We start from the raw sequence: 16398 nt of genomic DNA, 5'->3' as shown, positions 1-16398 counted from the left end.
AGTCGTTGTCATGCGAACCGACTCTTCTCCCGGCAATCTGCCGGCGCGGGAGCACCTCCCGGCCGGAGACGCCGGTGCGCCTGTCCTGGACGTAGTGATCCCCGTCTACAACGAGGAGAAGGACCTCCAGCCGTGTGTGCTGAGACTGCACGAGCACCTCAAGCGCACCTTCCCGTACGCGTTCCGCATCACGATCGCGGACAACGCGTCGACGGACACCACCCCACAGGTGGCGTCGCGGCTGGAGGCGGAGATCGCCGAGGTCAGCAACTTCCGCCTGGAGCAGAAGGGCCGTGGTCGCGCCCTGCGCACCGTGTGGTCCGCCTCGGACGCCCCGATCCTCGCCTACATGGACGTGGACCTGTCCACCGACCTCAACGCCCTGCTCCCGCTGGTGGCCCCGCTGATCTCGGGCCACTCCGACCTGGCGATCGGCTCCCGGCTCGCCCGCTCCTCCCGAGTGGTGCGCGGTCCCAAGCGGGAGTTCATCAGCCGCTCGTACAACCTGATCCTGCGCGGCTCGCTCCAGGCCCGCTTCTCGGACGCGCAGTGCGGCTTCAAGGCGATCCGGCGTGATGTCGCCCAGGTGCTGCTGCCGATGGTCGAGGACACCGGCTGGTTCTTCGACACCGAGATGCTCGTCATCGCCGAGCGCGCGGGACTCCGTATCCATGAAGTGCCCGTCGACTGGGTCGACGACCCGGACTCCACCGTCCACATCGTGAAGACGGCGACCGAGGACCTCAAGGGGGTGTGGCGCGTGGGCAGGGCCCTGGCCACCGGCTCCCTGCCGCTGGACCGGATCACCCGGCCGTTCGGCGACGATCCGCGTGACCGTGAGATCAAGGACGTACCGAAGGGGCTGGCCCGCCAGCTCGTCGGGTTCTGTGTGGTCGGCGGTCTGTCGACCCTCTTCTATCTGCTGCTCTACAGCGTCTTCCGGCAGTTCGGAGGCTCGCAGGTCGCCAACGCGCTCGCCCTGCTGGTCTCGGCCGTCGCCAATACGGCGGCCAATCGCCGGCTGACCTTCGGGGTGCGCGGCGGCGGGAGCGCCGTCAAGCACCAGGCCCAGGGGCTGGTCGTCTTCGGCATCGGCCTCGCGCTGACCAGCGGCTCACTCGCCGCCCTCAACGCGGCCAGCAGCGACCCGGCGCACTCCACCGAGCTGGCGGTCCTCATCGCCGCCAACCTCGCGGCGACCGTGCTGCGCTTCCTGCTCTTCCGCGCCTGGGTCTTCCCCGAGCGCCGCGAGTCGACGGTGGTGGCCTCGCACCAGCCGGCCCCCTCCTCCTCCTCGCCCACCCGCTCCCCGCAGTACCCCACCCGGCAGCTGCCCTACGCGCCGTTGCCGCAGCGCCCGACGGCGCCCCAGTACTCGTACGACACCCAGATCCGCGCCGGTGAAGCCGCGGACCAGACCTGGCGGGACGCCACCATGCAGCTTCAGCCGGTGCGCCCCTCCGACAACACCCCGGGGGACCCCCGATGACCATCACCGGTACGGCCATCCAGGAGCCCTCGGCTTCCGCGGCCCCGCCCGCCCCCGAGGCCGGCGAGCCCAAGCAGCCCTTCGTCAAAAGACTGTGGCGCGGCCGCCCCGAGGACCCCCGCTGGGCCCGCCCCGCGTTCTGGGGCCTGCTGCTGGTCACCGCGGCGCTCTACTTCGCCAACCTGAGTTCCTCCGGCTACGCCAACTCCTTCTACTCCGCGGCGGTCCAGGCCGGCAGCCAGTCCTGGAAGGCGTTCTTCTTCGGCTCGCTGGACGCGGGCAACGCCATCACCGTCGACAAGCCCCCGGCCTCGCTGTGGCCGATGGCCCTGTCGGTGCGGGTCTTCGGGCTCAGCTCCTTCGCGATCCTGATGCCCGAGGTCCTCATGGGCATCGGCACGGTCGCCGTCGTCTACGCCTCCGTGCGGCGCCGCTTCAGCCCCGCGGCCGGTCTGATCGCGGGCGCCGTGATGGCGCTCACCCCCGTCGCGGCGCTGATGTTCCGGTTCAACAACCCGGACGCCATGCTGGCCCTGCTGATGGCCGTGGCCTGCTACTTCGTGGTCCGCGCCCTGGAGGACGGCCGGACGAAGTGGCTGCTGTGGGCCGGTGGCGCGATCGGCTTCGCGTTCCTCGCCAAGACCCTCCAGGCCTTCCTGATCCTGCCGCCGCTCGCGATCGTCTACGCGGTCTGCGCGCCGGTGTCGCTGAGGAAGCGCTTCGGACAGCTGGCCGCGGCGACGGCCGCGATCATCGTCTCCGGCGGCTGGTGGGTCGCGATCGTCGAGCTGTGGCCCGCGTCCTCCCGCCCCTACATCGGCGGCTCCCAGAACAACAGCTTCCTCGAGCTGACCTTCGGCTACAACGGCCTCGGCCGCCTGAACGGCGAGGAGACCGGCAGTGTCGGCGGCGGTGGTGGGGGCAACACCGGCACCGGCCAGTGGGGCGAGACCGGCTGGGACCGGATGTTCAACTCCGAGATCGGCGGCCAGATCTCCTGGTTGCTCCCGGCCGCGCTGATCCTGCTGGTCGCGGGTCTGGTGGCGACGCGCAAGCTCAAGCGGACGTCCGTCACCCGCGGTTCGTTCCTCGTCTGGGGCGGCTCGCTGCTCATCACCATGGTCGTCTTCAGCTACATGGCGGGCATCTTCCACCAGTACTACACGGTCGCCCTCGCGCCCTACCTGGCCGCCGTGATCGGCATGGGCTCGACCCTGCTGTGGGAGAGGCGCAAGGACATCTGGGCGTCCCTCACCCTCGCGGCCGCCGTCGTGGCGAGCGCCGCCTGGGGTTACGTCCTGCTCAACCGCACCCCGGACTACCTGCCCTGGCTGAAGTGGCTGGTCCTGATCGGCGGCCTGGTCGCCGCGCTCGGCCTGGTCTTCGCGGGCCGGATCAACCGGCAACTCGCCCTCGCGGCGGCGTCGGTGGGCCTGGTGGCCTCGCTGGCCGGTCCGACGGCGTACACCATCAGCACGCTTCAGGAGGGCCACACCGGCTCCATCGTGACGGCCGGTCCCGCCGGCGCAAGCATGATGGGCGGCCGCGGTGGCGGTCCCGGTGGCGGCGGTGGCGGTATGGGCGGCGGCATGCCGGGCCAGAACCAGCAGAACGGCAACGGCAACACCCAGGGCCAGGGCGGCAACGGCTTCCCGGGTGGCGGCATGCCCGGCCAGAACGGCAACGGGAACAGCAACTCCCAGGGCGGCCAGGGCCAGCAGCAGGGCCAGGGCCGCCAGAACGGCGGCATGCCCGGCACCACCGGCGAAGGCGGCGGCATGGGTGGCGGCGGCGGTGTCGGCGGCCTCCTCAACGGCGCGACCGTCTCCGACGAGGCCAAGAAGCTCCTGGAAGCCGACTCCGGCGACTACACCTGGGTCGCGGCGGCCATCGGCGCCCAGAACGCGGCGAGCTACCAGCTCTCCACCGGCGAACCGGTCATGGCGATCGGCGGCTTCAACGGCACCGACCCGTCCCCGACGCTGGCGCAGTTCAAGGAGTACGTGGCGGACGGCAAGGTCCACTACTTCATCTCCAGCGGTTCCGGCGGTGGCATGGGCGGCAGCAGCAGCGGCACGTCCTCGCAGATCACGAGCTGGGTCGAGGCCAACTTCAAGAAGGTGACGGTGGGTTCGTCCACCTTCTACGACCTGACGCAGAAGGCGAGCAGCTGATCCGTAGCTGACAAGAGGGCGGTGGCCGAACGTGGCCGCCGCCCTCTCTCATATCTCTGTTGTACGCCGTATAGGAGCTGTTCTACGGTGTACAACATGTCCGCTCCCGCACCCGTCACCGTCTCCCAGGGCCACCCTCAGCGCTGGCTCATCCTCGGCGTCATCTGTCTCGCCCAGCTCACCGTCGTCCTCGACAACACCGTCCTGAACGTCGCGATCCCCTCCCTCACCGAGGAACTGGGCGCGGCCACCTCGGACATCCAGTGGATGATCAACGCGTACTCCCTGGTGCAGTCCGGCCTCCTGCTCACCGCGGGCAGCGCCGCCGACCGCTACGGCCGCAAGAAGATGCTGATAGCGGGCCTGACCCTGTTCGGCGCGGGCTCGCTGACAGCCGGACTGGCCGACAGCACCGGCCAGTTGATCGCCGCGCGGGCCGGGATGGGCGTCGGCGGCGCGCTGCTGCTGACCACGACCCTCGCGGTGGTGATGCAGATCTTCGCGCCCGAGGAGCACGCCAAGGCGATCGGCATCTGGGCGGCGGTCAACGCGCTCGGATTCGCCTGCGGCCCGCTGCTCGGCGGCTTCATGCTGGACCACTTCTGGTGGGGCGCGATCTTCCTGATCAACCTTCCGGTCGCGGCGGTCGGTCTCGTGGCCGCCATCACGCTGGTCCCCGAGTCGAAGAACCCGCGCGGCGACCGCCCCGACCTCCTCGGCGCCCTCCTGTCGACCATCGGCATGGCCTCCCTGGTGTTCGCGATCATCTCCGGCCCCGGGCACGGCTGGACGTCCGGCCGGGTGCTGACGTCGGCGACCGTCGCGGTCGTGGTGCTCGCCGGGTTCGCGTACTGGGAGAGCCGTATCGAGTACCCCATGCTCGACCTGCACTTCTTCAGGAACCGCCGCTTCACCGGCGCCATCGCGGGCGCGGTGCTGATCACCTTCGGCATGGGCGGCTCGCTCTTCCTGCTCACCCAGCACATGCAGTTCGTCCTCGGCTACGGGCCCCTGGAGGCCGGTCTGCGCACGGCTCCGCTCGCCCTCACGATCGTCGCCCTCAACTTCTCCGGGGTGGCCGCCAAGTGGGCGGCCAGGCTGGGGAATCCGGCCGCGATCGGGCTGGGCATGGTGCTGATGTCGGGCGGCCTGGTGTCCATCGCGACGGTCGCCTCCGGCGGTTACACCGGAACGCTGCTGGGGCTGCTGCTGATCGGTGCGGGCGCCGCGGTCGCCAATCCGGCGATGGCGCACGCGATCATGAGCTCCATTCCGCCGGAGAAGGCGGGGATCGGGGCGGGGATCAACGGGACGGTGGCGGAGTTCGGACAGGGTCTGGGGGTCGCGGTGCTGGGCGCGGTGCTGAGCTCTCGGTTCGCGGCGCTGATTCCGGTGGCGGCGTCCTCGCTGCCGGCGGCGTTGGCGGCGGCGGGGTCGGATGCCGAGAGGGCGCGTATCACGGACGCCTACTCCTCGGGACTGGAGACCAGTTTGTCGGTGGGAGCGGTGGCCGTGCTGTTGGGTGGGTTGGTCGCGGGAGCGTTGCTGCGGCGGGCCGAGCGGGAAGAGGTCGCCTAAGAGCTCGGGGGCGGGGACGCCTAAGCTGATCGACCATTGCAAGATCAGGAAGGTGTGCCATGGTGAAGGCAGGCCATCGTGCGGAGCGGACCAGCGTGTGGCTGGAGGACAAGGCTCGGCGTGGCACCCGTGGTGGCGGGCACCCCTCCGGGCTCGACCGTGAGCGCATCACCTCGGTCACCGTCCGGCTCCTGGACGCCGAGGGACTGGCCAAGTTCTCCATGCGGCGGCTGGCGAGCGAGCTCAACGTCACCGCGATGTCCGTCTATTGGTACGTCGACACCAAGGACGACCTCCTCGAACTGGCCCTCGACGCGGTCTGCGGCGAACTGACCCTGCCCGACCCGGAGGCCGACGAGGACTGGCGCGACCAACTGCGCACGCTGGCCCGCGGCTACCGCGCCCTCCTGGTCGGCCACCCCTGGGTCTCCCCGCTGAGCGGGACCTTCCTCAACATCGGCCCCAACTACCTGGCGTTCGCCCAGGTCATCCACCACGTCATCCGCCGCACCGGCCTGCCCGCCCACGGCCTGGCCGCCGCCATCTCCGCCGTCTTCCAGTTCGTGTACGGCTTCGGCACGATCGAGGGCCACATCATCGCCCGCTCCACCGACGTCGGCATGACCCCGGACGAGTACTTCCGGCACGCCATGAGCGCGGTGACCCAGGCCCCGCAGGCCGCCGAGGTCGTCAAGCAGTCCGAGGACATCATGGCGGCCCGAGGCGGCGACACGGTCGAGGAGATGTGGGAACGGGACTTCGAGTTCGCGTTGGACCTGCTGGTGGCAGGAATCGAGGCTATGGTGCAACGCCGCTAGGGGCGCGGGGAACTGCGCGACCAGCCACAACGAACCCGCGGCCGCAAGACCACCCCCGCCCCCGAGCTCTCACGCGCCCGGCGAAGCCAACCGCGCGGGAAACCCGCCGGTGGCAACCGGTCCCCACTTCACCGGCGTGACCCGGATGATCGACTTCCCCTGCTTCACCATCGCCTCGCGATACTCGTCCCAGTCCGGGTGCTCACCCGAGATGTTCCGGAAGTACTCCACGAGCGGCTCGACGGACTCGGGCGAGTCGATGACCTCCGCCGTCCCGTCGACCTGCACCCACGGCCCGTTCCAGTCGTCGCTCAGCACGACGACACTGACCCGCTCGTCCCGCTTGGCGTTCCGCGTCTTGGCCCGCTCGGGATACGTGGACATCACGATCCGACCCGAGTCGTCGACCCCGCAGGTCAGCGGCGAGGCCTGCGGGCTCCCGTCGGCCCGGCGGGTCAGCAGCAGGGCCCGGTGCCGGGGCCGTACGAAGTCCAGCAGGTCATCGAGGGAGACGGTGGTGTTCGTCGCGATGTTCGGTGCCATGGCGCCAGCCTAGGCCTGCGGCAGTGAATCCCCCTGTACCGCCTGGACATCCAGCTCCACTTTCAGCGTCGTACCGATGGCCGCGATCCCCGCCTGCACCACCTGGTTGTAGTTCATGGCGAAGTCCTCGCGCCGCAGCTGGGCCGTGGCCCGGAAGGCCGCCCGGGTACCGCCCCACGGATCGGCGCCCGTCCCCAGGTAGGCGAGGTCGAGGTCGACGGGCCGTACGACCCCGTGCAGCGACAGCTCACCGTGCACGGTCCAGCGGTCCGACCCCGCCACGGAAAGCCCCGAGGACCGGTAGGTGATCTCGGGAAACCGCTCGACGTCCAGGAAGTCCGCCGACTTCAGATGCCCGTCCCGCATCGCGTTCCCCGTGCCGATGGAGTCGGCCCGGATCACCGCCTCCACCCGGGACTTGGTGACGTCGTCCGGCGCGACCTCGATCGACGCGGCGAACTCGGTGAACCGCCCGTGCACGCTGGAGATCCCCAGATGCTGGGCGACCGCGCCCACCGTGGAGTGCGCCGGGTCCACGGTCCACGGCCCCGGCGGCGGCAGCTCGGTCCCGCCCTGCCGGGCCAGCGTCACCGTGCCGACCTCGGCGCGGCCGCTCGCGGTGACGATCGCACTGGCGGCGGCGGGCGCGTATCCGACCGCGGTGACGATGACGGTGTACGCCCCGGGCGGCAGCGGATTGACATCCCGTACCGTGCCCTCGATGTCGGCCTCGGCCCGCAGCACCTGCGAGCCGGTCATGTCGGTCAGCGTGACGACCGCGTGCGACACGGCCCATCCGTCCCGCGTACGGATCCTCGCGGTCAGTCCCATCTCACGTACTCCTTCGAGAATGCGACCGGCCCGCGGCGGGGCACGCACCTCCGCTCGGAGCGCGCGCCCACCCGCCACGGGCCGGGGTTTTCGGTGCCGGGTCGTCCCGGCCTCGGGGGCGCGGGGTCCGGACGCGTGTTCACCGCGTACCGGACCCCGCTCACCTGGGCCCTACTCGCCGGGGTGGGCGAGTTCGATGTCATGGCCGTCGGTTCCACGACCGCCCACCGTCAGGGCCGTCGCCACCGGCGGGTAGCCCGTGGCGATGACCGTGTAGTCGCCGCCGTCCAGGTCGGTGAAGGCGTACGCCCCGTCCGACCCGGTCGTGGCGGTCCCCACGACATTGCCGGCCGCGTCGACGAGCGTGACCCGCGCGTCGGCCAGCGGTCCGTGCGGAGCCCGTACGACACCCTGGAGCTGGGCCCCGGACTCCAACTCGACCTCGATCCGGGTGACACCCGTGCCGCCGACCTCGACGGGCAGCGCGCGCGGCCGGTACCCGGCGGCGTTGACCGCGATGGTCACCGCACCCGGCACCAGCTCGGCGAAGCCGAACTCGCCCTGCTCACCGGTGGTCCCGGTGGCCAGCAGATCACCGCGGACGTCGGTCACGATGACCATGGCGTCCTTGACCGGCAGCGCGCTGTCCGAGGCCCGCACCACACCGCTCAGCCCGCTCGTGCCGCTGAGCAGGATGTCGTACGCCACCGGCTCGCCGTTGACGACGACCGTGGACGCCTGCGGCTGGAACCCGTCGGCGGAGGCGATCAGGACGTACGAGCCCACGCCCGGCGCGTCCACGCCGTACGAACCGTCCGGCTGCGTCACCGACCGGCCCAGCTGCCGTCCCGCGAGGGAGATCAGCGTGACCGCGGCCTGCGGGACGGGTGCGCTCTCGGCGCCGCGGACGTGGCCGCGGACCGGGATGCCGCCGCCGGGGGAGGCCGGGGGAGCCTCCAGGGTGGCGACCGCGGCGAGCTTCTGCGTGCCGTCGGCGGCGGGCTGAGTCTCGGAGGTGACGGCCCAGCTGGGGACGCGCTCCTCGGCAGGGGCCGGAGCCTCGGCCACCGTCTCCTCGGAAGGAGCGGCCTCCTGTGCCAGCGCGCCCTTCGTCCGCAACGGGACCTCCTTGATGAACAGCGTGATCAGGAAGGCGACCGCCGCCAGGGCCGCCGCGATCAGGAACACGTCCGCGATGCCGTGGCCGTACGCGCTCTCCATGACCGTGCGCAGCGGCGCGGGCAGCTTGTCCATGTCCGGGATCTCGCCGGTGGAGCTCGAACCGGAGGCGAGGGAGGCGTACTTGGGGCCGAGGTCGGTGATGCCGTCCTTGGCGTAGTCGGTGATCCGGTGGGCCATGACGGCGCCGAGCGCGGAGACGCCCATCGCACCGCCGAGGGACCGGAAGAAGGTGACCGTGGAGCTGGCGGCGCCGAGGTCGGAGGGCTCGACCTGGTTCTGGGTGCACAGGACCAGGTTCTGCATCATCATGCCGATGCCGAGACCCAGCAGCGCCATGAAGACCGCGGTCTTCCAGTACTCCGTGTCGTAACGGATGGTGCCCAGCAGACCGAGACCGGCCGTGACGAGCACGCCACCGCTGACCAGCCAGGCCTTCCACTTGCCGGTGCGGGTGATGAGCTGTCCGGAGACGGTCGAGGAGACGAACAGACCGGCGATCATCGGGATCGTCATGACGCCCGACATCGTGGGGGACTTGTCGCGGGCCAGCTGGAAGTACTGGCTGAAGAAGACCGTGCCGGAGAACATCGCGACGCCCACGAACATCGAGGCGATCGACGACAGGGTGATGGTGCGGTTGCGGAACAGCCGCAGCGGGATGATCGGTTCGCTGGCCCTCGACTCGACGAGCACGAAGATCAGGCCGAGCGCGATCGAGCCACCGACCATCGCGTACGTCTGCCAGGAGATCCAGTCGTACTTGTCACCGGCGAAGGTGACCCAGACCAGCAGCAGCGAGACGGCCGCCGAGATGAAGAACGCGCCGGACCAGTCGACCTTGACGTCCCGCTTCACGACGGGCAGGTGCAGGGTCTTCTGGAGCACGATCAGCGCGATGACCGCGAACGGCACACCGACGTAGAAGCACCAGCGCCAGCCGAGCCAGGAGGTGTCGGTGATGACTCCGCCGAGCAGCGGACCGCCGACGGTGGCGACGGCGAAGGTCGCGCCCAGGTAGCCGGAGTAACGCCCGCGCTCACGCGGGGAGATCATCGCGGCCATCACGATCTGCGCGAGGGCGGAGAGGCCGCCCACGCCGATGCCCTGGATGACACGGCAGGCGATCAGCATGCCGGCGTTCTGCGAGAGTCCGGCGGCGGCCGAGCCCAGCACGTAGATGATGAGCGCTATCTGGACGAGCGCCTTCTTGCTGTAGAGGTCCGACAGCTTGCCCCACAGGGGCGTGGCCGCGGTCATGGACAGCAGGGCCGCGGTGACGACCCAGGTGTAGGCGGACTGGCCGCCGCCGAGGTCGCCGATGATCTCCGGGAGGGCGTTCGAGACGATCGTGGACGACAGGATCGCCACGAACATCCCGAGCAGCAGCCCGGAGAGGGCCTCCATGATCTGCCGGTGTGTCATGGGGGCGTGCTCAGCGCCTCCCCCGTGCTTGGCGTGAGCCCGCACACCGGCTGGTGTGGTCGTTGCCATGGGCTTCCTTTGCTTATGTGTTTGCGGGTGTACGGGTGATCTCTTCGCATACGCGGGGGGTGGCGGTACGGCAGTCGTCGAAGCTGGCCCTGAGCCGGGCCATGAGGCCGGTCAGCTGGGCCACCTCTTCGTCGCTCCAGTCACCGAGCCGCTCGGCGAGCAGCTCGCAGGTCCGCCGCGACAGCTTTTCCAGCTGGGCCAGACCCGCGGGGGTGAGGTGCAGGATGCGGGAGCGCTTGTCCGCCGGGTCGGGGGACCGGTCGATCCAGCCCCGCTCGGCGAGATGCGCCGCATGCCGGCTGGTCACCGACATGTCCACGGCGAGCAGCTCCGAGAGCTTGCTCATGCGCATGTCCCCGTGACGGGCGAGCAGCGTCAGCACGGCGGCGGAACCGGCGGGGCAGTCGGACGGCAGGATCCGCCCCATCTCCCGCTTCACGGCTCCGAAGGCACTGAACTGACGCATCAGCTCCTCGTACTGCGCCTGCCCGGCCATCACACCTCCCGTATTCGTTGCTTGGGGCAACCATAGGAGCGGTTGGTTGCTACAGGCAAATAAAACGGCGTGAGTCCGCCATAAAAACTTGGCAAAGGCAAGTATTGCGAGCGTAAACAGGCAGGTGACGACCAGGTCGGGGGACCGCACCCACCTCAGGGGCGCGGGGAACCGCGCGACCAGCCACAACACCGCCGCACCCGGCAGCAACCCCGCACCCTCACGGCGCGGCCCCGCACTTGGGCAGCCCCCGCTCATTCGCTAGTGTCTCGGGGCATGGCTAACACCCAGGGCCCCCAGGGCAACCACGACCCCGCCGGTAACACCCAGATGTTCCGCGCGTTCGTCGACGAGGCCCCGCAGGGCCCGCGACAGACGGCAGCCGCCGCCGGCCCCCGCTTCGGACTGATCATCGGCGTCGTCGTCGCCGTGGCGATCGTCGCGGCGGTGGCCTGGCTGGCGCTCAGCTGACCGGCGGGACTACTCCCACCGCACGGACACGTCCCGCGTCTCGATGTGCATCCCGAGCGGCACCCGCCACGCGTCGACGCACACCGTCCAGGTCTTCTCCTTGCGCGCCCCGGCCCCGATCGGCGCCGGAATCGCCACGGCCGACTCGACGGTCCCCCAGTCGACCCCGAGCGCGCCGATGATGTGCGTCCCGAAGGTCACGGTGCCCGAACGCACTGCGCTGCCGCCTGAGTTGCGCAGGACCAGGGTCACCTTCTCGCACCAGCGCTGATCGGTGGCCTCCCGCGCCGGATCGCTCACGGTCAGGGCGGCGGGGGTAGCCGCCGATGCCGTGGGGCTCGGCTCGGCCGGTCCGCTCGGGGGCGTACGACCGGGCGTGGCGCCCTCGGCCGAGGAGGCGGCGCTGCCCGGCGTGTCCGAAGCCCTCGGGACGCCCTCCGCCTCCGGACTTCCCGGCGTGCCCGCCACCGAGGACCGGCCCGGAGCACCTGTCTCCGAACTCCCCTCCGTCCCCGGTGAGCCGGACGCGTCGGACCCGGCGGGCCCGTCCAGCGGAACGACCCGCACCCCGCCCGTCGGTTCGGCGGCCACTGTGGGCTTCGTGCCGCCCGCGGCCCCGACCGCGACGTACCCGTCCCCGCCGCCGCTCCCGCAGCCGACCAGGAGCGCGCCCAGACAGGCGACGGCCGCCGACGCGCCGATCGCGGCGCCCCGACGGCCATGTGTCCATGTCGTCGCCCGAAGCATCGCGCCAGTGTGGCTGACACCCCGTCAGTAAGGAAGTCCCCTGCGCGACTTCCGTCAGTCCTGCACCGTCAGTCCGAGATCAGGCCCTCGCGCAGCTGCGCGAGCGTCCGGGTCAGCAGCCGGGAGACGTGCATCTGGGAGATGCCGACCTCCTCGCCGATCTGCGACTGGGTCATGTTGGCGAAGAAGCGCAGCATGATGATCTGGCGCTCGCGGGGCGGGAGTTTGGCGAGCAGGGGCTTGAGGGACTCGCGGTACTCGACGCCCTCGAGGGCCGTGTCCTCGTAGCCGAGCCGGTCGGCCAGGGAGCCCTCGCCGCCATCGTCCTCCGGGGCCGGGGAGTCCAGCGAGGAGGCGGTGTACGCGTTGCCGACCGCGAGGCCGTCGACGACGTCCTCCTCCGACACGCCCAGCACCACGGCGAGTTCGGCGACGGTCGGGGAGCGGTCCAGCTTCTGCGAGAGCTCGTCGCTGGCCTTGGTGAGGGCCAGGCGCAGCTCCTGCAGCCGGCGCGGGACGCGCACCGACCAGGACGTGTCCCGGAAGAACCGTTTGATCTCGCCCACGACCGTCGGCATCGCGAACGTCGGGAACTCCACGCCGCGTTCGCAGTCGAAGCGGTCGATCGCCTTGATCAGCCCGATGGTGCCGACCTGGACGATGTCCTCCATCGGCTCGTTGCGCGAGCGGAAGCGGGCCGCCGCGTAGCGCACCAGTGGGAGGTTGAGCTCGATGAGGGTGTCCCGGACGTACACACGCTCGGGGCTGTTCTCGTCGAGGGCGGCGAGCCGCAGGAAGAGGGAGCGGGACAGGGTGCGGGTGTCGAGGGCACCCGAGGTCACCGGCAGGGCCGGAGCCTCTACGGCGGCCTCGACAGCCGGGTTGTCGTCGAGCGCGGGCGCAGCCTCGCTCTTGATGAGCGTGAGCACCTTCGAGCTGCCCTGGTCTGCGGACATGCCACCCCCTTTGGGTCGCGGGACGGTCGCGGCGAACGCTCCATCGAGGAACATCAGCCTTCACCTGAATACCGGAGCCGAAGCCCCGGCAAACGCTCTGCCGGAAGAATGTCACATGTCGGCAACACGCTGTAGTGACATGTCGACACGTGAGACGTGAATCCGCCCTGGATAAAGGGGGTCTGACGGTTTTTCGGCGCAGAAGTGTCAGGAACGGGCCTGGTGAGCGATTCGCTCGTGCCGGTTACGCCTCGATCCTGCTTGCGAACTGGGGTGTTCCGGAACGCGCCCCCGTGCGCCTCTTATGCATCGATCCGATTGGCAGATCGCAGCCGCTGGAAGCTACGCGCGAGTAGCCGCGAGACATGCATCTGGGAGACGCCGAGTTCCGCGCTGATTTGCGACTGGGTGAGATTGCTGTAGTAGCGCAGCAGAAGGATTCGCTGTTCCCGCTCCGGCAGTTGGACCAGCAGATGCCGGACGAGGTCGCGGTGCTCCACACCGTCCAGCGCCGGGTCCTCGTAGCCGAGCCGGTCCAGCAGTCCGGGCAGTCCGTCGCCCTCCTGCGCGGCCTCCAGCGAGGTGGCGTGGTACGAGCGCCCGGCCTCGATGCAGGACAGCACCTCGTCCTCGCCGATGCGCAGCCGCTCGGCGATCTCGGCGGTGGTCGGGGTGCGCCCGAAGGCGGTCGTCAGGTCCTCGGTGGCGCCGTTGACCTGCACCCACAGCTCGTGGAGCCGGCGGGGCACGTGGACGGTCCGCACGTTGTCACGGAAGTACCGCTTGATCTCGCCGATGACGGTCGGCATCGCGAACGTCGGGAACTGCACGCCCCGGTCCGGGTCGAAGCGGTCGATCGCGTTGATGAGCCCGATCGTGCCGACCTGGATCACGTCCTCCATCGGCTCGTTGCGGGAGCGGAAGCGGGCGGCCGCGTAGCGCACGAGCGGGAGGTTGGCCTCGATGAGCGCCCCGCGTACCCGGTCGTGCTCCGGCGTACCCGGCTGGACCTCCTTGAGCTGCGCGAAGAGCACCTGGGTGAGCGCCCGGGTGTCGGCGCCGCGGCTGCGCTGGGGGGCGGCGGGCGCCGGGGTCTGGGCGGGCGCCTCTTCCTGGGGCGGCGCAGTACTGGCCGACACGGTCAACGCCACCTCTTCATCGGTCTACATCGGTCAACTCATCCGTCAAAAGCGGTCATAGCATCACAAGACATGTGCACTGTGTGCAAGCACCGCATAACACCGTGTTGAGGGAAGAGTTGGGCCACAAGACGCACGAAAGCCCCCCGCCGTTCCGGCGAGGGGCCATACGAGGTGGCGGGAAGCTCAGTACGCGTAGTCCGCGATCACCCAGGTGGCGAACTCCTTCCAGAGCGCCACCCCCGCCTGGTGCTCCGGGTGCTCCACGTACCGGCGCAGTGCGTCGGCGTCCTCGAACCCCGAGTTGATGGCGAAGTCGTAGGCGATGGGCCGGTCGCTGAGGTTCCAGCCCAGCTCCCAGAAGCGGATGTCCTCGATCTTGCCGTCGAGGGCACGGAAGGCCTCGACGCCCTTCACGACCCGCGGGTCGTCGCGCTCGACGCCCTCGTTGAGCTTGAAGAGGACAAGGTGGCGGATCATGTGCGCTCCCAGCTTCCGATCAGCCGCTACTGCGCCCCGTCGGCGAGCCAGGTGAAGAAGTCACCGATGGCCTTGGCGGCGTCCGATATGCCCTCGAACCCTATCTGGACGTAGTCCGCCGCCTTGGCCGGGTCCGTGATGATCACGTACAGAATGAAGACCACGAGTATGTAGACAGCGGCCCTCTTCGAATTCACCGCCACCGCGGCCTCCCCCGTGACTGTCGTGCCTGTTGGGACTCCTGTGCCGGCCGCGAGTGTAACTTCCGCACATCACATTTAAGGATCAGCGACCTGCGGTTCCGGGCTCTTCGTCGAGCCCGTGGAGCCCTGGCGGCACGCACGAAGGGCCCCGTCTCTCGACGGGGCCCTTCAGAAGCGGTAGCGGAGGGATTTGAACCCTCGGTGACTTGCGCCACACTCGCTTTCGAGGCGAGCTCCTTCGGCCGCTCGGACACGCTACCGAGAGAGACCTTACAACACGGTGGGGCGTGCTCTGAAATCGGTATTACCCGGCCCGGAAGAAGTCCGTGAGGAGCCGCGCGCACTCCTCGGCGAGCACTCCCTCGATCACCTCGGGACGGTGGTTGAGCCGCCGGTCCCGTACGACGTCCCAGAGCGAGCCGGCCGCGCCGGCCTTGTCGTCGCGGGCGCCGTAGACGACACGGTCCACGCGGGACTGCACCAGCGCGCCCGCGCACATCGTGCACGGCTCCAGGGTGACGACCAGCGTGCAGCCGGTCAGCCGCCACTCCCCGAGTTCCGCGGCCGCCCGGCGGATCGCCAGGACCTCCGCGTGGGCGGTCGGGTCGCCGACCGCCTCGCGTTCGTTGTGCCCCGCCCCGAGCACGGTCGTGCCGTCCGGGGCCAGTACGACGGCCCCCACCGGTACGTCCGGGCCGGCCCGCCCGGCCTCGTCCAGGGCGAGCCGCATCGCGGCTCGCCAGGGGTCGCGTACCGGGTCCGGGGGGCCCTCGATGGTCTCCCCGGTCAGCGGACGGTCTCCAGGACCTCCGAGGCGCCCAGGGACTCGGCGATCTCGGTGAGCGCATCCGTGGACAGGGACTTCAGCTCCTTCTCGCTGACACCCAGGTCGTCGAGGACGCCGGGGTCGCCGACCGGGCCGTGCGGCACGACCTCGGCGGAGCCGACGCTCTCGGCGTCGTCCCCGTCCTCGTCCTCACCGTCCTCGGTGCCGTCGAGATCGAGGGCGTCCAGGTCGGGTTCGTCGTCCTCGGGCTCCCTTCCGAGCAGTTCGTCGGTGAGCAGGATCTCGCCGTAACTGCTGCGGGCAGCGGCGGCGGCGTCCGAGACGTAGATACGAGGGTCGTCCTCGCCGTCGATGCGGACGACGCCGAACCAGGCGTCCTCCTGTTCGATCAGCACGAGCACCGTGTCGTCCTCGGCCGCGGCTTCCCGGGCGAGGTCGGCCAGATCCGACAGCGTCTCCACATTGTCGAGGAGCTCTGTGTCGCTCGCTTCCCACCCGTCTTCGGTGCGCGCGAGCAGTGCGGCGAAGTACACCGTGACTCTCCCACTGGTCATAGGCGTGCCGGTTGGGGGTCCCCCCGGCGGAGGCTATGGGCGGGGAGGCATTGGCTCCGAGCCCCACCCACTCGGAATCGTGGCAGAAACGGAGCGTTCAGGGGACGTCTTCGGCACCCTGTGTCCGCCCGTTTTGATCGTCCACCAGCGGGATCGTACGCGGCCCGGGCGACAGGGACGTACGCGGGAGCCCGAAGAGAGCGGATCGGCCTGCCAGTTGGCCTACCAGCGGAAGGTGCGCATGCGCATCGCGTGCCGGAGCCGGGCCGCCTTGGCGCGCCGGGGCTGGACGCGGTCGCGCAGCTCACGGGCCTCGGCGAGGTCGCGCAGGAACTGGGCGCGGCGCCTGCGGCGCTCGGCTTCGGTCTCCTGTTGTGACTCCTGGTCCGGCATAGGCTCACCACCCGGTTGCGTCTCTCCCACTTTCCCTCCGACGGGGGGTTTGATGCCAGCGGGCGG

The 16398-nt window shown here is 70.1% G+C and carries 17 protein-coding genes and 1 tRNA gene; 5 read left to right on the top strand and 13 right to left on the bottom strand.

What is annotated here, in order from left to right; genetic code table 11:
- The first annotated feature begins 10 nt into the window (after nt 1-10).
- The 4 genes from ACIOHP_RS04400 (at nt 11) to ACIOHP_RS04385 (ending at nt 6059) form a co-directional block, all read left to right on the top strand.
- Nucleotides 11-1489 (top strand): glycosyltransferase, encoded by a 1479-nt coding sequence (locus ACIOHP_RS04400; RefSeq protein ID WP_401883328.1) that lies wholly within the window; start codon nt 11-13, stop codon nt 1487-1489.
- Complete coding sequence (locus tag ACIOHP_RS04395) at nt 1486-3663, top strand: ArnT family glycosyltransferase (protein WP_401883324.1); 2178 nt, start codon at nt 1486-1488, stop codon at nt 3661-3663. Before ACIOHP_RS04400 ends, ACIOHP_RS04395 begins: the two co-directional genes overlap by 4 nt.
- A 96-nt stretch (nt 3664-3759) precedes the next feature.
- Nucleotides 3760-5241, top strand: coding sequence for an MFS transporter (locus ACIOHP_RS04390; protein WP_401883321.1), 1482 nt, complete (start codon nt 3760-3762; stop codon nt 5239-5241).
- A gap of 59 nt (nt 5242-5300) precedes the next feature.
- Nucleotides 5301-6059, top strand: coding sequence for a TetR/AcrR family transcriptional regulator (locus tag ACIOHP_RS04385; protein ID WP_401883319.1), 759 nt, complete (start codon nt 5301-5303; stop codon nt 6057-6059).
- Between the two features lie 69 nt (nt 6060-6128).
- On the opposite strand, the gene ACIOHP_RS04380 is transcribed toward ACIOHP_RS04385, so the two are convergent.
- The 4 genes from ACIOHP_RS04380 to ACIOHP_RS04365 form a co-directional block, all read right to left on the bottom strand.
- On the bottom strand, nt 6129-6602 hold the full coding sequence (locus tag ACIOHP_RS04380) for a PPOX class F420-dependent oxidoreductase (protein ID WP_361483568.1): 474 nt from the start codon (nt 6600-6602) through the stop codon (nt 6129-6131).
- A 9-nt stretch (nt 6603-6611) separates the two neighbouring features.
- The gene (locus ACIOHP_RS04375; protein ID WP_401883316.1) at nt 6612-7433 is read right to left on the bottom strand and encodes a YceI family protein; all 822 of its coding nucleotides are present in this window, start codon (nt 7431-7433) and stop codon (nt 6612-6614) included.
- 171 nt (nt 7434-7604) lie between these two features.
- Nucleotides 7605-10106, bottom strand: coding sequence for an MFS transporter (locus ACIOHP_RS04370; protein ID WP_401883314.1), 2502 nt, complete (start codon nt 10104-10106; stop codon nt 7605-7607).
- Nucleotides 10107-10119: 13 nt separating this feature from the next.
- On the bottom strand, nt 10120-10602 hold the full coding sequence (locus ACIOHP_RS04365) for a MarR family transcriptional regulator (protein ID WP_361554122.1): 483 nt from the start codon (nt 10600-10602) through the stop codon (nt 10120-10122).
- Between the two features lie 276 nt (nt 10603-10878).
- Here ACIOHP_RS04365 and ACIOHP_RS04360 point away from each other — a divergent pair, with 276 nt between their 5' ends.
- The gene (locus tag ACIOHP_RS04360; RefSeq protein ID WP_361483559.1) at nt 10879-11073 is read left to right on the top strand and encodes a hypothetical protein; all 195 of its coding nucleotides are present in this window, start codon (nt 10879-10881) and stop codon (nt 11071-11073) included.
- Nucleotides 11074-11082: 9 nt separating this feature from the next.
- Here the strand turns inward: ACIOHP_RS04360 and ACIOHP_RS04355 are convergent, their stop codons facing one another.
- The 9 genes from ACIOHP_RS04355 to ACIOHP_RS04315 all read right to left on the bottom strand — a co-directional run bounded on the left by ACIOHP_RS04355 (nt 11083) and on the right by ACIOHP_RS04315 (nt 16332).
- Nucleotides 11083-11820 carry a hypothetical protein gene (locus ACIOHP_RS04355; protein ID WP_401883310.1) on the bottom strand — a complete coding sequence of 246 codons (738 nt, stop codon included), beginning with the start codon at nt 11818-11820 and terminating at the stop codon, nt 11083-11085.
- A 68-nt stretch (nt 11821-11888) separates the two neighbouring features.
- A complete protein-coding gene (locus ACIOHP_RS04350; protein ID WP_046260673.1) occupies nt 11889-12776 on the bottom strand; it encodes an RNA polymerase sigma factor SigF in 888 nt (295 codons plus the stop codon).
- A gap of 302 nt (nt 12777-13078) precedes the next feature.
- Nucleotides 13079-13927 (bottom strand): RNA polymerase sigma factor SigF, encoded by an 849-nt coding sequence (locus ACIOHP_RS04345; protein ID WP_361554115.1) that lies wholly within the window; start codon nt 13925-13927, stop codon nt 13079-13081.
- A gap of 174 nt (nt 13928-14101) precedes the next feature.
- A complete protein-coding gene (locus ACIOHP_RS04340) occupies nt 14102-14395 on the bottom strand; it encodes a Dabb family protein (protein WP_046260675.1) in 294 nt (97 codons plus the stop codon).
- A gap of 26 nt (nt 14396-14421) precedes the next feature.
- Nucleotides 14422-14598, bottom strand: coding sequence for a hypothetical protein (locus ACIOHP_RS04335; protein WP_307028713.1), 177 nt, complete (start codon nt 14596-14598; stop codon nt 14422-14424).
- Nucleotides 14599-14773: 175 nt separating this feature from the next.
- Nucleotides 14774-14858: transfer RNA gene (locus tag ACIOHP_RS04330), tRNA-Ser, on the bottom strand.
- 44 nt (nt 14859-14902) lie between these two features.
- A complete protein-coding gene (gene tadA / locus ACIOHP_RS04325) occupies nt 14903-15328 on the bottom strand; it encodes a tRNA adenosine(34) deaminase TadA (protein ID WP_401883307.1) in 426 nt (141 codons plus the stop codon).
- Nucleotides 15329-15384: 56 nt separating this feature from the next.
- Nucleotides 15385-15918: a hypothetical protein gene (locus ACIOHP_RS04320; RefSeq protein ID WP_401884115.1), complete on the bottom strand. Its 534-nt coding sequence runs from the start codon at nt 15916-15918 to the stop codon at nt 15385-15387.
- A 243-nt stretch (nt 15919-16161) separates the two neighbouring features.
- A complete protein-coding gene (locus ACIOHP_RS04315; protein WP_361483545.1) occupies nt 16162-16332 on the bottom strand; it encodes a hypothetical protein in 171 nt (56 codons plus the stop codon).
- Nucleotides 16333-16398 lie beyond the last annotated feature (66 nt).

Source organism: Streptomyces sp. NPDC087859 (genome assembly GCF_044742595.1).
Taxonomy (GTDB): domain Bacteria; phylum Actinomycetota; class Actinomycetes; order Streptomycetales; family Streptomycetaceae; genus Streptomyces; species Streptomyces canus_F.
This window is presented reverse-complemented; position numbering and strand designations above follow the sequence as displayed.

What these genes read in the sequence shown, in the direction of transcription:
- ACIOHP_RS04375 (WP_401883316.1), bottom strand. Translation starts at nt 7,433, where the DNA reads ATGGGACTGACCGCGAGGATCCGTACGCGGGACGGATGGGCCGTGTCG.
- ACIOHP_RS04380 (WP_361483568.1), bottom strand. Translation starts at nt 6,602, where the DNA reads ATGGCACCGAACATCGCGACGAACACCACCGTCTCCCTCGATGACCTG.
- ACIOHP_RS04350 (WP_046260673.1), bottom strand. Translation starts at nt 12,776, where the DNA reads ATGTCCGCAGACCAGGGCAGCTCGAAGGTGCTCACGCTCATCAAGAGC.
- ACIOHP_RS04400 (WP_401883328.1), top strand. Translation starts at nt 11, where the DNA reads ATGCGAACCGACTCTTCTCCCGGCAATCTGCCGGCGCGGGAGCACCTC.
- tadA (WP_401883307.1), bottom strand. Translation starts at nt 15,328, where the DNA reads ATGCGGCTCGCCCTGGACGAGGCCGGGCGGGCCGGCCCGGACGTACCG.
- ACIOHP_RS04395 (WP_401883324.1), top strand. Translation starts at nt 1,486, where the DNA reads ATGACCATCACCGGTACGGCCATCCAGGAGCCCTCGGCTTCCGCGGCC.
- ACIOHP_RS04390 (WP_401883321.1), top strand. Translation starts at nt 3,760, where the DNA reads ATGTCCGCTCCCGCACCCGTCACCGTCTCCCAGGGCCACCCTCAGCGC.
- ACIOHP_RS04340 (WP_046260675.1), bottom strand. Translation starts at nt 14,395, where the DNA reads ATGATCCGCCACCTTGTCCTCTTCAAGCTCAACGAGGGCGTCGAGCGC.
- ACIOHP_RS04370 (WP_401883314.1), bottom strand. Translation starts at nt 10,106, where the DNA reads ATGGCAACGACCACACCAGCCGGTGTGCGGGCTCACGCCAAGCACGGG.
- ACIOHP_RS04385 (WP_401883319.1), top strand. Translation starts at nt 5,301, where the DNA reads ATGGTGAAGGCAGGCCATCGTGCGGAGCGGACCAGCGTGTGGCTGGAG.
- ACIOHP_RS04315 (WP_361483545.1), bottom strand. Translation starts at nt 16,332, where the DNA reads ATGCCGGACCAGGAGTCACAACAGGAGACCGAAGCCGAGCGCCGCAGG.
- ACIOHP_RS04360 (WP_361483559.1), top strand. Translation starts at nt 10,879, where the DNA reads ATGGCTAACACCCAGGGCCCCCAGGGCAACCACGACCCCGCCGGTAAC.
- ACIOHP_RS04365 (WP_361554122.1), bottom strand. Translation starts at nt 10,602, where the DNA reads ATGGCCGGGCAGGCGCAGTACGAGGAGCTGATGCGTCAGTTCAGTGCC.
- ACIOHP_RS04355 (WP_401883310.1), bottom strand. Translation starts at nt 11,820, where the DNA reads ATGCTTCGGGCGACGACATGGACACATGGCCGTCGGGGCGCCGCGATC.